General features: G+C 63.6%; 14 protein-coding genes. 6 read left to right on the top strand and 8 right to left on the bottom strand.

Annotated elements, in window-relative coordinates; all coding sequences use genetic code 11:
* Nucleotides 1-51: 51 nt before the first annotated feature.
* Both AC0L2U_RS08660 and AC0L2U_RS08655 read left to right on the top strand, forming a co-directional pair.
* The gene (locus AC0L2U_RS08660; protein WP_127267880.1) at nucleotides 52-414 is read left to right on the top strand and encodes a nuclear transport factor 2 family protein; all 363 of its coding nucleotides are present in this window, start codon (nucleotides 52-54) and stop codon (nucleotides 412-414) included.
* Between the two features lie 55 nt (nucleotides 415-469).
* The gene (locus AC0L2U_RS08655; RefSeq protein ID WP_128287512.1) at nucleotides 470-784 is read left to right on the top strand and encodes a hypothetical protein; all 315 of its coding nucleotides are present in this window, start codon (nucleotides 470-472) and stop codon (nucleotides 782-784) included.
* A 138-nt stretch (nucleotides 785-922) separates the two neighbouring features.
* Here the strand turns inward: AC0L2U_RS08655 and AC0L2U_RS08650 are convergent, their stop codons facing one another.
* From AC0L2U_RS08650 to AC0L2U_RS08625, 6 genes are all read right to left on the bottom strand, one after another.
* Nucleotides 923-2,350, bottom strand: coding sequence for a gamma-aminobutyraldehyde dehydrogenase (locus tag AC0L2U_RS08650; RefSeq protein ID WP_128287511.1), 1,428 nt, complete (start codon nucleotides 2,348-2,350; stop codon nucleotides 923-925).
* 104 nt (nucleotides 2,351-2,454) lie between these two features.
* Complete coding sequence (locus AC0L2U_RS08645) at nucleotides 2,455-3,270, bottom strand: ABC transporter permease (RefSeq protein ID WP_127267883.1); 816 nt, start codon at nucleotides 3,268-3,270, stop codon at nucleotides 2,455-2,457.
* Nucleotides 3,260-4,210 carry an ABC transporter permease gene (locus AC0L2U_RS08640; RefSeq protein WP_473601824.1) on the bottom strand — a complete coding sequence of 317 codons (951 nt, stop codon included), beginning with the start codon at nucleotides 4,208-4,210 and terminating at the stop codon, nucleotides 3,260-3,262. The genes AC0L2U_RS08645 and AC0L2U_RS08640 overlap by 11 nt, the downstream gene beginning before the upstream one ends.
* Nucleotides 4,211-4,224: 14 nt before the next feature.
* Nucleotides 4,225-5,235, bottom strand: coding sequence for an ABC transporter ATP-binding protein (locus tag AC0L2U_RS08635; RefSeq protein ID WP_473601737.1), 1,011 nt, complete (start codon nucleotides 5,233-5,235; stop codon nucleotides 4,225-4,227).
* 174 nt (nucleotides 5,236-5,409) lie between these two features.
* On the bottom strand, nucleotides 5,410-6,564 hold the full coding sequence (locus AC0L2U_RS08630) for an ABC transporter substrate-binding protein (RefSeq protein ID WP_128287509.1): 1,155 nt from the start codon (nucleotides 6,562-6,564) through the stop codon (nucleotides 5,410-5,412).
* 217 nt (nucleotides 6,565-6,781) lie between these two features.
* Nucleotides 6,782-7,693, bottom strand: a complete 912-nt coding sequence (locus tag AC0L2U_RS08625; RefSeq protein WP_013528025.1) for a LysR family transcriptional regulator — start codon at nucleotides 7,691-7,693, stop codon at nucleotides 6,782-6,784.
* Between the two features lie 88 nt (nucleotides 7,694-7,781).
* On the opposite strand from AC0L2U_RS08625, the gene AC0L2U_RS08620 reads away from it, so the two are divergent.
* A complete protein-coding gene (locus AC0L2U_RS08620) occupies nucleotides 7,782-8,231 on the top strand; it encodes an RrF2 family transcriptional regulator (protein WP_024503367.1) in 450 nt (149 codons plus the stop codon).
* Entirely contained in the window at nucleotides 8,221-9,120 is a 900-nt protein-coding gene (locus AC0L2U_RS08615; RefSeq protein ID WP_128287508.1) for an NAD(P)/FAD-dependent oxidoreductase, read from the top strand. The genes AC0L2U_RS08620 and AC0L2U_RS08615 overlap by 11 nt, the downstream gene beginning before the upstream one ends.
* Here the strand turns inward: AC0L2U_RS08615 and AC0L2U_RS08610 are convergent.
* A complete protein-coding gene (locus tag AC0L2U_RS08610; protein ID WP_027039687.1) occupies nucleotides 9,117-9,893 on the bottom strand; it encodes a DeoR/GlpR family DNA-binding transcription regulator in 777 nt (258 codons plus the stop codon). The genes AC0L2U_RS08615 and AC0L2U_RS08610 overlap by 4 nt on opposite strands.
* A 401-nt stretch (nucleotides 9,894-10,294) precedes the next feature.
* On the opposite strand from AC0L2U_RS08610, the gene AC0L2U_RS08605 reads away from it, so the two are divergent.
* Nucleotides 10,295-11,182, top strand: coding sequence for a phosphotransferase family protein (locus AC0L2U_RS08605; protein WP_128287507.1), 888 nt, complete (start codon nucleotides 10,295-10,297; stop codon nucleotides 11,180-11,182).
* Nucleotides 11,179-13,632, top strand: coding sequence for a GcvT family protein (locus AC0L2U_RS08600; RefSeq protein WP_473601736.1), 2,454 nt, complete (start codon nucleotides 11,179-11,181; stop codon nucleotides 13,630-13,632). The genes AC0L2U_RS08605 and AC0L2U_RS08600 overlap by 4 nt, the downstream gene beginning before the upstream one ends.
* A 1-nt stretch (nucleotide 13,633) precedes the next feature.
* Here the strand turns inward: AC0L2U_RS08600 and AC0L2U_RS08595 are convergent, their stop codons facing one another.
* Nucleotides 13,634-14,266, bottom strand: coding sequence for a class I SAM-dependent DNA methyltransferase (locus AC0L2U_RS08595; protein WP_164873721.1), 633 nt, complete (start codon nucleotides 14,264-14,266; stop codon nucleotides 13,634-13,636).
* Nucleotides 14,267-14,330 lie beyond the last annotated feature (64 nt).

Below are 14,330 nucleotides of genomic sequence, written 5' to 3'. Positions count from 1 at the left end.
GCCCTTCGACCATCAACCGCCCGGTCGCAAGACGGGCCAATGGAGGATGACATGCTGACCAAGACCCAAACAGTGGATGGCGCATCGATCAAGAAGGCCATCGAAACCCGTGACGGCAAGATGCTGTCGAGCTTCTATGCCGACGACGCGCTGGTGCGGGTGATCGACCGCAACAACCCGCCGAGCAAGCCGCGCGAGATCCGCGGACGCGCGGCGATCACCACATTCTGGGACGACATCTGCAGCCGGGCGATGACCCACAAGGTCGACACCACCATCGCCGACGGCGACAGTCTCGCCTTCACCCAGGCCTGCGCCTATCCGGACGGCACCAAGGTGTTCTGCGCGGCGATGCTGGAGCTGAAGGACGGGCGGATCGCAAGGCAGACCGTCGTGCAGGCCTGGGACGAGTAGACCAACAGCCGGTGGATCAACCGCGGCCTGGGCCGCAAACCTGGAGGAGAAGACGATGTTCAGCGCCAGATGGCAGATCGACGCCAAGTTCGGACACAAGCAGACCGTGCTCGACCTGTTGAAGAAATGGGAACGCGAGATCGGCTCGCAGGTCGGCATCGACGAGTTGGAATTCCAGATCATGACCGGTTCGATCGGGGCGCGGGAGGCCACGGTCGAGTCCCATCACCAGGTCGAAAGCCTGGCCCAGTTGGAAGCGTTCTTCGCCAAGATCGGCAAGATCGACGCGCATGCCAAATGGGGCAAGGAGATGGAACCCTATGTCGTGTCGGGCACCAGCCTGTGGAATATTTATCGCATTGTGGAGTAGTGATTCTTCTCCTCGTTTCACGGGGAGAAGATGCCGGCAGGCAGATGAGGGGCGGAGCCCGCTTTGCCAGCGACGCGCTGCTCCTCATCCGGCCCTTCGGGCCACTTTCTCCCCGTAAAACGGGGAGAAGGGAAGGCGCTAGCTGTGAGCCACCATCACATGGCGCACGGCGGTGTAGTCTTCCAGCGCGTAGAGCGACATGTCCTTGCCGTAGCCGGACTGTTTCAGCCCGCCATGCGGCATCTCGTTGGTCAGCATGAAATGCGTGTTGATCCAGGTGCAGCCATATTGCAGGCGGGCGGCCGTCGCCATGGCGCGCGAGACATCCTTGGTCCACACCGATGACGCCAGGCCGTAGTCGCTGTCATTGGCCCAGTTCACCGCCTCGTTGACCTCCGAAAAACGGGTAACCGAGACGACCGGGCCGAAGACTTCGCGGCGCACGATCTCGTCTTCCTGCAGCGCGCCGGCAACCACGGTCGGCTGGTAATAGAAACCGGAACCCTCGCCCGGCCTGCCGCCGGTGGTGATCTCGATGTGCTTCAGTTCCGAGGCCCGCTCGACGAAGCTCGACACGCGGTCGCGCTGGCGGCGGGAGATGAGCGGGCCAATCTCGTTTTCAGTGTCGTCGGGACGGTTGTACTTGATGGTCGAGACGGCCGAGGACAGATCGGCGACGAGCTTGTCGTAGATCTTCTTGCCGGCGTAGATGCGGCAGGCGGCGGTGCAGTCCTGGCCGGCATTGTAATAGCCGAAGGCGCGCAGGCCGTTGACCACGGCACCGAGGTCGGCGTCATCGAAGACGATGACCGGCGCCTTGCCGCCGAGCTCGAGATGCGTGCGCTTGACCGACTTGGCGGCCGCCTGCAGCACTTTCTTGCCGGTGGCGACGTCGCCGGTGATCGAGATCATGTTGACCTTGGGATGATTGATCAGCGTGTTGCCGACGCTGTCGCCGCGGCCGAGCACGACGTTGACCACGCCCACCGGCAGAATATCGGCGAGGATCTTCGCCAGCTTCAGCGCCGTCAGCGGTGTCTGCTCGGATGGTTTGAAGACGACGGTATTGCCGCCGGCGATCGCCGGCGCCAGCTTCCAGGCCATCATCATCAGCGGGTAGTTCCACGGCGCGATGGAGGCGACGATGCCGATCGGATCGCGCCGGACCATGGAAGTGTGGCCGGGCAGATATTCGCCGGCGACGACGCCGGGCATCGAGCGAACGGCGCCGGCGAAGAAGCGGTAGCAATCGACGATCGCCGGGATTTCGTCATTGAGCACAGCGTTGATCGGCTTGCCGCAATTGAGCGCCTCGAGCGTGGCGAACTCCTTCGCGTCTGTTTCGATGCGGTCGGCGATCTTCAGCAAATAGCCGGAGCGCTGCGCCGGCGTGGTGCGCGACCACAAGACGAACGCCTGTTCGGCGGCGGTGACCGCCGCCTCGATCTGCGCCTGGCTGGCCTCGGGCAGGCTGAGGATGGTCGCCCCGGTCTTTGGATTGAGGATCGGTTCCTCGGTCTCGGTGCCCTTCTCGAATTTCGAGCCGATCAGCATCTGGGTGTCCATAAGGTTTCTCCTTGAACAGGAGCGAGTAGCGAGTAGCGAATAGCGAGTAGGTTTGACCGTCGATCTTCCCTATTCGCTATTCGCTACTCCCTATTCGCTGTTTTTCATTTCCCACTTCCGGCGATCTGGTCGCCGTCACGGGTGAGGTAATAGGCGGCAAGGATCGGCAGCAGCGTCACCAGCACCACGACCATGGCGACGACATTGGTGACCGGGCGCTGGCGCGGACGGATCAGTTCTTCCAGCATCCAGATCGGCAGCGTCTGCTGCTGTCCGGCAGTGAAGGTGGTGACGATGACCTCGTCGAAGGACAGCGCGAAGGCCAGCATGCCGCCGGCAAGCAAAGCCGTGGCGATGTTGGGCAGCACGACATGGCGGAAGGTCTGGAAACCGTCGGCGCCGAGATCCATCGACGCCTCGATCATCGATCCGGAGGTGCGGCGAAAGCGGGCGACGGCATTGTTGTAGACGACGACGACGCAGAAGGTGGCGTGGCCGAGCACGATCGTCCAGAACGAGAACGGGATATCGGCGAGCGAAAAGGCCGAGCGCAGCGCGATGCCGGTGATGATGCCGGGCAGGGCGATCGGCAGGATGACCAGCAGCGAGATGGTTTCGCGGCCGAAGAATTTTGTCCGCGACACCGCCGCCGAACAGAGCGTTCCGAGGACCAAAGCAATCGCAGTCGAGATCGAGGCAACCCTGACCGATAGCGACAGCGCCTGCCAGACATCCGGCCGGTTCCAGGTCACGGCGAACCATTGCGTCGTCAGCCCTGGCGGCGGCCAGACGAAGCTCTTCTCCTCGGTGGTGAAGGCGTAGACGAAGATCAGCAGGATCGGCAGATGCAGGAACAGCAGGCCGCAGGCGGCGGCTATCTTCAGGCCGAGCGGAGCCGACTGGGAACCATCAGAGCGCATCGAAGGCCCCCATGCGCTTGGCGCCCCAGAGGTAGAAGCCCATGATGACGATCGGCACCACGGTGAAGGCGGCGGCGAGCGGGATGTTGCCGGCGGTGCCTTGCTGCGAATAGACGGCCTGGCCGATGAACAGGCGCGAGGTGCCGATGATCTGCGGGATGATGTAGTCGCCGAGCGTCAGCGAGAAGGTGAAGATCGAACCGGCGACAATGCCCGGCAGGGCCAGCGGGAACAGCACGTTGCGGAAGGTCTGTCCCGGCGAAGCCCCCAAATCGGACGAGGCCTCGACAAGATTGCCGGGCACGCGCTCGAGCGCCGCCTGTACCGGCAGGATCATGAACGGCAGCCAGACATAGACGAAGACGATGAAGGTGCCGGTGAACGATACCGACAGCGAATTGCCGCCGACAATCGGCAGCGACAGCCATGCGTCGAGCACCCACAACAAATGCAGCTTGGCGAGCAGCCAGGTGAGGATGCCCTCCTTTGCCAGGATCAGCTTCCAGGCGTAGATCTTGACCAGATAGCTCGACCACAGCGGCAGCATGATGCCGAGATAGAACAGCGCCTTCCAGCGACCGCGCGCATAGCGCGCCGCGTAATAGGCGATGGGGAAAGCGATGACGGCCGAGGCCAGCGTGACCAGGGCCGCCATCGTCACCGTGCGCAGGATGATGTCGAGATTGGCGGCTTGGAACAGGTCGCCATAAGTCTTCAGCGTGAACTCACGGTTGATGAGGCCGGAAAACTCGTCGATGGAGAAAAAGCTCTGCGCCAGGAGCGCAAACAACGAGCCGATATAGACGATACCCAGCCACAGAACCGGAGGCAGCAGCATGAGCAGCAGCAGGACCTTCGGCTTGCGCCAGAAAAGGTCCGATAGCGCGCCGCGCAAGCCGCCGCTGCCGCGCAGGATGGCGGGCGCTGTTGCACGCATCATGGTGGCGTCGAGGCTCATGCCGGCTCGTCCATCAGATGCAGGTGCTCGCGGTTGAAGGTGAGCACCACCGCCTCGCCTTCCCCAGGCAAGGCCGTGCCGGCGGGCACGATGGCGTGCAGCCGCAGCCCGTCGGCATCGAGCGACAGTTTCGTCGTGGCGCCGAGATAATTGGTCGAGACAAGGCGGGCGGACACGCCCTCGCCACTTGTGACCCCGCTGGCCGCGCGGCCGACGCGAATGGATTCAGGGCGGAGACTCCCCCAGCGATGCTGGCCGGAATAGCGCTGGACGAAATCCGGCGGCAGCACGTTGGAGGAGCCGACGAAATCGGCGACGAAGCGGGTCTTCGGCCGCTGGTAGATATCCTCCGGCGTGCCGACCTGCATGATCTTGCCATCGTTGAAGACGGCGACGCGGTCGGCCATCGACAGTGCTTCGCCCTGGTCGTGGGTGACGAAGACGAAGGTGATGCCGAGCGCCTTCTGCAGCGACTTCAGCTCCTCCTGCATGTTCTCACGCAATTTGAGGTCGAGCGCGCCGAGCGGCTCGTCGAGCAGCAGCACCTTTGGCTGGTTGACCAGCGCACGGGCGAGCGCGACGCGCTGGCGCTGGCCGCCGGAAAGCTGGCCGGGGCGGCGGGCGCCATAGCCGGGCAGCCGCACCAGTGACAGCGCCTCTTCCGCCGCCTTGTGCCGCTCAGCCTTGCCGACGCCCTTGACCATCAGCCCGTAGGCAACGTTGTCGAGCACATTCAGATGCGGGAACAGCGCATAGTCCTGGAACACGGTGTTGACGTTGCGGCGATAGGGCGGAACGCCCTCGGCGCGTTCACCGAAGATCGAAATCGAGCCCGATGTCGGCTGCTCGAAGCCGGCTATGAGGCGCAGGCAGGTGGTCTTGCCGGAACCGGACGGCCCGAGCATGGCGAAGAACTCGCCCGGCACAATGTCGAGATCGACCGCATCAACGGCGCGCACGCTGCCGAAATGGCGCGAGGCTTTCTGGAAGGAGACGGCGGAGGTCATGGGCTGTCAGTCCGTTGCCGGTTTGATGCGTTGATGTCGCGCGACGTCCTACCTCCCCCCGCGACGGGGGAGGTCGCGACGAAGCCGCGGGTGGGGGTGCTTCGAAAAACGCCGAGCGCACGCCACCCCGACGCTATGCGTCGACCCTCCCCACAAGGGGGAGGGTAAGAAGAATCACCGCCCGCCGATGACGCCGATATAGTCGGATACCCAGCGGTAGTAGGGCACGCACTGATCGTTCTGGGTGGCGCATTTCGACACCGGCGTCTTCCAGAACTTGATCTTGTCGAAATTCTCGTAGCCGTTGGTCTTGCAGCCTTCGTCGGTCAAAAGCTCATTGCCCTTGCAGGCGGCGGGCACGACCGGCAGCGAGCCGAACCAGGCCGAGACATCGCCCTGCACCTTCGGCGACAGCGAATGTTCCATCCACATATAGGCGCAGTTGGGGTTGGCCGAATCGGCTTCCATCATCGTGGTGTCGGCCCAACCGGTCGCGCCCTCCTCCGGAATGGTGGACGCTATCGGCTTCTTGGCGGCGACCAACGTGTTGACCTGATACGGCCACGAGCCGGAAGCGACGACGCCTTCGTTCTGGAAGTCGTCGACCTGGATGGCGGCGTCATGCCAGTAGCGGCCGACCAGCGTGCGCTGGACGCGCAGCAATTCCAGCGCGGCCTTGTACTGGTCCTCGTTCAGTTCGTAGGGATCCTTGATGCCGAGTTCCGGCTTGTGGAACATCAGATAGTTGGCGGCGTCGGCAATGTGGATCGGCCCGTCATAGGCCTGGACGCGGCCCTTGTTGGACTTGCCGTCGGGCAGCTTCATTTCCTCGAAGACGATGTTCCAGCTCTTGGGAGCTTCCTTGAACACGTCGGTGTTATACATGAGGACGTTGGGGCCCCACTGGTAAGGAACGCCGTAGTGGGCGCCGCCGACGGTGAACCACGGCGCATCCTTGAGGCGCTCGTCGACCGTCTTCCAGCTCGGGATGAGATCGGTGTTGATCGGCTGGACACGCTTGCCAGCAACGAGGCGCAGGGAGGCATCGCCTGAAGCGGTGACGAGGTCGAAGCCGCCCTCATTCATCAGCGAGACCATCTCGTCGGAGGTGTTGGCGGTCTTGACGTTGACCTTGCAGCCGGTCTCCTTCTCGAAGGAGGTCACCCAGTCATAGCCCTTGTCGGTTTCGCCGCGCTCGATATAGCCCGGCCAGGCAACGATGTTGACCTGGCCCTCGCCCTTGCCAAGCTCCTTTACCTGGGCGACGGCCTGACCGGAAAAGGTCAGCGCGACCGTCAGAGCAGTGCACGACTTCAGGAATGAATTCATTGTCGATCTCCCATTTAGGCGCCTGACCCTGAAAGCCGTGTTCGGTCTTCCTAGGGTCACGCGCGGACTGAAAACTGTCAGTTCGTCCGTTGGGCTTGATGCCGCTCTGGTGGCGACTTTGGTCCCTGAGCCGAAAGTGCTTTGAAAATTCCGGTTTCGCAAATTCATTTATCAGAAGGGCGATATCGGTTTTTCCGATAGGTGGGCAGCCGACCTCTCAGGGACGCTGGCGGACCGTCCGCTGCGACTGGGCAAGGCCGATGAAATCGCGCGCCGCCTGCGGCAGACCGGAGCCGCGCCGCCAGACCATGCCGACCTGGACCACCGGCAAGGAGCCGGAAATATCGCGCGATTCGATGCGGTCGCCTTCCAGCGACCAGGGCCGGTAGACGAGGTCGGGCAGCAGCGCCACGCCGGCGCCGGTGGCGACCAGACTGCGCACGGCCTCCACGGAACGGGTGCGGAAGGCGACATGCGGCTTGGCGCCGATCGCCGTCAGCAGCTTGCCGGTATTCTCCTCTATCTCGTCGACGGTCAGCATGATCAGCGTTTCGGAGGCAATGTCGCCAATGCTGATGATGTCGGCGCCGACGAGCGGATGACCGAGCGGCAGCCACAGCCGATAGGCCGAGACTTCGAGGATTTCCGACTGCAACGCGGTGCGGTCGCGCAAATTGGAGGTGACCATGACGGCAATGTCGAGCTTGCCGCCAATCAGGAGGTGTTCGAGATAATCGCCATTGTCCTCGATGGCAGAGACCTCGACGCCGGGATAGGCGCGGCGGTAGCGGGCAAGCAGATCCGACAGCACATAACCAGCGACCAGCGAGGTGACGCCGAGCTGCAGCCGGCCGGCCGCCACCGCCTGCTCGCCGGAGAAAGAGCGGCGCGCGTCGGAAACGTCCGCGAGGATTTTCGTCGCGTGGCGCAGGAACTGGTGGCCCTTGTGGGTGATGTTGAGGCCACGCGGATGGCGTTCGAACAGTTCGACGCCGAGATCGCTTTCGAGCTCCTTGATCGCTTCGGTGACCGACGACTGCGAGATTGACAGGTTCTGCGCGGCGCCCGAAACCGTGCCTTGCTCGGCGACGGCGATGAAGAACTGCAACTGGCGGATGGTGAAAGCCATGGCCGGACTAAACACGGCGGACGCGATGCTGGGAAGTGGCAACCGGCGAACACTTGACGGCTTCGCCAATCGTAACTAACTAAGTTACATGAAACGCAACAGCCGACTGTCCTCGACCTTGCACATTCTCGTCCACATGGCCGAGAAGCCCGAACAGGCGCTGACCTCCGAGCAGCTTGCCACCTTCATCCACACCAATCCGGTTGTGGTCCGCCGCACCATCGCAGGCTTGCGCGATGCCGGCATCGTCACCTCGTCGCGCGGCCACGGTGGCGGCTGGCTGCTCGGGCGGGCGCCCGAGAAAATATCCCTGGCCGAGATCAGCGTCGCCCTTGGCGAGACGCTGCTGCCGTTCAGCACAGAGCCGGAAAGCCCCGGCTGCCTCGTCGAGCAGGCGGTGATCGCCGTCCTCGACGATTTTCGCATCGCCGCCGAAAGGCTGCTGGCGGAGAAGCTGAGCCGCATCACGCTGGCCGACCTGACCGCCGATTTCCGCCGCCGTTTTGATCTCATTGGAGTCTCCAGCCATGCAGTATGATCTTGCCGTCATCGGCGGCAGCTTTGCCGGCCTGTCCGCCGCCATCCAGGTGGCGCGGGCAGGACGCAAGGTGCTGGTGATCGACGCCGGCCAGCCGCGCAACCGCTTTGCCGAGCATTCGCACGGCTTCCTCGGCCAGGACGGGCGCGCGCCTGGCGCAATCCTGGCTGACGCAAGGCGGCAGCTGCTGGCCTACCCGACGGCCAGGGTTGTCGACGGGCGCGCGGAGAAGGCCGTTGCCGCCGGCAGCAGCGATTTCGAAATCACCACCGATGGCGACGAGACATTCGGTGCCGCACGATTGGTGCTGGCCACCGGGGTGCGCGATATCCTGCCGGAGGTTGCCGGGCTTGCCGAGCTCTGGGGCAGGAGCGTGCTGCACTGCCCCTATTGCCACGGCTACGAGGTTTCCGGCGGGCCGCTCGGCGTGCTCGCAACCGGCCCGATGTCCCTGCATCAGGCACAGCTGATCGCCGATTGGGGCGATGTCACACTGTTCGGCAATGGCCTGTTCGAACCCGACACAGAGCAGATGCGCGCGCTGGAGAGCCGAAAGGTGCGGTTTGAGCCCACCAGCGTTGCCGAGCTAAGGGAAGACGGCTCCGGCGGATTGATCGTCCACCTCGACGACGGCAGAAAGGCCGGCGTCAGGGCGATGTTCACCGCGCCGCGCAACATCATGGCCAGCCCGCTGGCCGAACAGCTCGGCTGCGGCTTCTCCGAAGGCCTCCTCGGCCCGGTGATATCAGTCGATGACAGGCAGCAGACGACCGTGCCCGGCGTCTACGCCGCCGGCGACGCGGCACGCTCGATGCACAATATTGCCTTTGCGGTATCGGGTGGCACTTTTGCGGGCGTCTGCGCCCACCAGTCGCTGGTGTTCGGCTAGAACCCGGCTTCCTCGCCGGCGATGCTGAGCCGCGCGCCGGCCTGGGCCAGGGCGGCAGCCAGGTCGTGCGGCGGCGAGCGGTCGGTGGCGAGTTCGGAAAAGCTGTCGAAGCCGCAGACCTGGACCAGACCAAGACGGCCGAATTTCGAGTGATCGGTGATGACGAGGGACCGCTGGCCGCGCGACAGCACCATGCGGGCGAACTCGGCCTCATCCAGATCAAAATCCATGACGCCCATCACCGCGTCGACGCCGCCGGTGGAAATGATGGCGTGGCTGACCGAAAAACGACTGACAAAATCGATTGCCGAGGCGCCGAAAGCAGCGCCGGAATCGCTGCGCAGTTCGCCGCCCGCCATATAGACCTTGTTGCCGTTGATGGTGGCCAGGGTGCGGGCAATATCCGAGGAATTGGTGACGACCGTCAGGCGCCGGTGGCCGAGCAGTTCACGCGCAAGGAACGAGGTCGTCGTGCCGGTGTCGAGCATGATCGATTCGCCGTCGCGTATGGTGGCGGCGACCATGCGGGCAATGACGCGCTTGGCGTCGGCGTTCTCACGCATGCGCCGTTCGAACGGCGCTTCGCCGATCATCGACGGCAGGCCGATGGCGCCATGCATCTTGAGGACAGAGCCATCACCAGTCAGGGGCTTGACGTCGCGGCGCACCGTCTCCAGCGACACGCCCAGCCGGTCGGCCAGGCTGGCGATGGTGACGGTGCCCTCTTCCTGCAGGAGCCGCAGGATCTCGCCGTGTCGTTTGGACTGGGCCATCTGGTTTCCCGAACTGATGCTCCTGACCGATTTTAAGGTAATTCAAGTGCTTTTAAAGGAACTACCTTACGCTTTCGGGCAAAATACCCAAAAAAAGTCACACCTTTTTATTGACAAGCGGGCAGCCCTGGCGTGAAATCGAAGACATCCACAGGCTTCAGATCTGCGACTGGGGGCAGAGCCGCAATTCAGCGATCAGGCCGTTTGGAACGTGCCTGTTCAAGGAATTTTCAGATCCGCGGGGGCGGATGCCGGGCTCAAAAACCTGGCCAAGGGGCTCGTCGGTGCGGTGCGGGATACCGATCCTGGCGTCCCGCACCGACGAGATCATTTACGTTTCTCCCGCCATCGTTGCGCTGTTCACGGCGCCTTGTCGAAGCCCAGCAAACCAGGGATGTTCCGTGACCGCCGAAGATCGCATCCGCGCCCTGCCCTGCTGGACCGGTAGCATCGAGATCGCACCGCTGCCCGGCGGCCTGAGCAACGCGAATTATGTGGTCAAGGACGCGGCCGGACGACATGTCGTGCGCTTCGGCAAGGACTATCCGTTCCACCATGTCTTTCGCGAGCGCGAGGTTATGACCGCGCGGGCGGCGCATGCCGCCGGTTTCGCGCCAGCCGTCCGCCATGCCGAACCGGGCATCCTGGTGACGGAATTTCTCGGTGCGAAAACCTATCTGGCGGAAGACGTGCGCGCCAATCTCGGCCGGGTCGCGGCCCTGATGCGCGCCTTCCACCGGGAGATGCCCAATCACGTCTCGGGCGCCGGCTTCATGTTCTGGGTGTTCCATGTCATTCGCGACTATGCGCGCACGCTTGAAGAAGGCGGCAGCCGCAAGCGCAGCGACTTGCCGCGCCTTTTGACACTGGCCGACGAACTGGAGCGCGCGCAGAAACTGCTGCCGATCGTCTTTGGCCATAATGACCTGTTGCCGGCCAATATTCTCGACGACGGCAACAGACTATGGCTGATCGACTTCGAATATGCCGGCTTCAACACGGCGATGTTCGACCTCGCAGGCGCCGCCTCCAACGCCGGCATGAGCGACGAGGAATCCTTTGCCTTCCTGACCGCCTACTTCATGAAGGAACCGGACGAGGCGATCCGCCGTTCGCACGCGGCCATGCAATGCGCCTCGCTGCTGCGCGAGGCGATGTGGAGCATGGTCTCCGAGCTCTATCTCGACGCGCCGGGCATCGACTACGTCGCCTACACCGAGGAAAACCTCGCCCGGCTCGACGCGGCACTGGAAAACTACCGGACAAAATACGGGATACAGAAATCATGACATTGCCGAGCCAGGCCGCCATCGTCGTCATCGGCGGCGGCATCATCGGCTGTTCGACGGCCTATCATCTGGCGCGCGACCACAAGGCTGACGTGGTGCTGCTGGAGCAGGGCAAGCTGACCTCGGGTTCGACCTGGCATGCCGCCGGCCTTGTCGGGCAATTGCGCTCGTCGGCGTCTATCACCCGCGTGCTGAAATACTCCGTCGACCTCTACAAGGGACTGGAGGCCGAGACCGGTCTCGCCACCGGCTGGAAGATGACCGGTTGCCTCAGGCTCGCCACCAACGCCGACCGCTGGACCGAGTACAAAAGGCTGGCGACGACAGCAAAAAGCTTCGGCATGGACATGCAATTGCTGTCGCCGGACGAGGTGAAAAGGATGTGGCCGCTGCTGGAGACCGGCGATCTCGTCGGCGCCTCCTGGCTGCCGACCGACGGCCAGGCGAGCCCCTCCGACATCACGCAGTCGCTGGCCAAGGGCGCGCGCATGCATGGCGCCAAACTGTTCGAGGATGTTCGCGTCACCGGCTTCGAGATGAAGGACGGCCGCATCGCGGCGGTGAAGACCAGCAGGGGCGACATCGCCTGCGACAAGGTGGTCAATTGCGCCGGCCAATGGGCGCGGCAAGTGGGGGCCATGGCCGGCATCAACGTGCCGCTTCAGCCGGTGAAGCACCAGTACATCATCACCGAGAAGATCGACGGGCTGGCGACCGACGCGCCGACCATCCGCGACCCTGACCGACGCACCTATTTCAAGGAGGAAGTCGGCGGGCTGGTGATGGGCGGCTATGAGCCTAACCCGCAGGCCTGGGCGACTGGTCTCCCCGGCGACGACGTTCCCAATGATTGGGAATTCAGGCTGTTCGACGACGACTACGACCATTTCGAGCAGCACATGAGCCAAGCGATCGCGCGTGTGCCGGCGCTGGAAACCGTCGGCGTCAAGCAGATGATCAACGGGCCGGAGAGTTTTACGCCGGACGGCAATTTCATTCTCGGTACAGCGCCCGAATGCGCCAACATGTTCGTCGGCGCCGGCTTCAACGCCTTCGGCATCGCCTCGGGCGGCGGCGCGGGCTGGGTGCTGGCGCAGTGGGTGGTCGACGGCGAGGCACCGCTCGACCTGTGGGTGGTCGACATCAGGCGTTTTTCCAATTTGCACCGCGACCGGCAGTGGGTCTGCGACCGCACGCTGGAGGCCTATGGCAAACACTATACGACCGGCTTTCCGCATGAAGAGTATGCCAGCGGGAGGCCGCGCATCGTCTCGCCGCTGTACGAGCGGCTGAAACAGCAGCGCGCCGTATTCGGCTCGAAGCTCGGATGGGAGCGGCCGAACTGGTTCGCACCGCTAGGCGTCGAGCCGCAGGACATCTATTCGATGGGCCGGCAGAACTGGTTCGCGGCGGTCGGCGACGAACACCGGCATGTGCGGGATAAGGTCGGCATCTTCGATCAATCGTCTTTCGCCAAATACGAGCTGACCGGGCCAGATGCGTTGAAGGCGCTGGACTGGATCTGCGCCAACGACGTCAGCAAGCCGGTCGGCCGGCTGACCTATACGCAGCTTCTCAACACGCGCGGCGGCATCGAGGCCGATCTGACGGTGGCGCGGCTGGCCGAAGAGAAGTTCTATATCGTCACCGGCACCGGTTTCCGCACGCATGATTCCTCATGGATCAGCGATCATATCAGCGAAGGGCTCGACGCCAGGCTTGTCGACGTCACCGAGGATTTCGGCACGCTGTCGCTGATGGGTCCTCGGGCGCGCGACGTGCTCTCGGTGGCGACCGGAGCCGACGTGTCGAATGCCGGCTTCCCGTTCGGCCATGTGCGCGAGATTGCCATCGCCGGCCACACGGTTCGGGCACTGCGCGTCACCTATGTCGGCGAACTCGGCTGGGAACTGCATGTGCCGATCGCGGCCACCGGCGAAGTCTTCGACGCACTGATGGCGGCAGGCGAGAAGCATGACATCCGACCGGTCGGCTATCGGGCGCTGGAATCGCTAAGGCTGGAAAAAGGCTATCGCGCCTGGGGATCCGACATCACCCCCAACGACACGCCACAGGAAGCCGGGCTCGGTTGGGCGGTCAAGCTGCGCAAGAACACCGATTTCGTTGGACGGCGCGCGCTGGAAAAGACCAGCGGCGCGGCACTGAAGAAACGCTTTGCCGGCTTCACGGTCGAAGACCCCGAGATCGTGCTGCTCGGCCGCGAAACCATCCTGCGCAATGGCGAGCCGGTCGGTTATCTCAGCAGCGGCGGTTATGGCTACACGCTGGGCAGGAACATCGGCTACGGCTATGTGCGCAACGCCGACGGGGTGAGCGATGATTTTCTCGCTTCCGGCGACTATGAACTGGTGGTTGCGATGGAGAGGACGCAGGCCAATATCCACCTCGAGCCAATGTATGATCCGGCAGGCGCCAGGGTCAAAGCGTAGGTCAAATAACGCGCAAAGCGAGGCCGCGGCTTGGTACCGTGTCGGCCTCGCCGGGCATCGAGACGTAAGGACGCGTTTCCTCGACGCGGGTGACGAGGCCTTGCGCCTCGATCTCGCCGACACGCGTGGCAAAGCCGGCATCCCACAGCGTGTTCTTGACCGTCAGCACGATCACGCCGCCCGGACGGCAGATGCGGATTAGCTCGTCCAGCCCCTCGACGCCGACATGGCCCGAGGTGAAGACGCCGGCCGAGATTATCCCGGCATAGGCATCATCGGCAAAGGGCAGATGACCGCCGAGCGCAAGGCAGTGGAGCGCGGAATAGACGCCCTTGCGGGCCGCCTGATCCAGCATGCCTTGTGAAATATCGAGTGCCTCGACCAGGGGATAACCAGCAATATCAAGCCATTCGCCGATGAGCCCGGTGCCGGCCCCGGCATCGAGCAGCGGTGCTGAACCGCGCGGCAGATGGCGGGCCAGCAACGCAAGGCAGATCGTCGGATGGCGATAGCCGGCGGCCGACATGTCGGCGTCATAGGTTTCCGACCAGCGGTCATAGAGTGCGGCCACCTCTTCGGGCCGCTTTGCCGCGTAGGCCGCGCCGAGCGCACCCTGATGTTTGCTGTCCGCCACTTTTATCCAGTCCGCCAATTTTTGATCTCGCAGTGATGATAGCCAAAGCGCGAAAATTGTGGAA

Source organism: Mesorhizobium sp. WSM4808, assembly GCF_055811675.1.
Note: the sequence above shows the minus strand (reverse complement) of the source record. Positions and strands in the feature narration are given on the sequence as shown.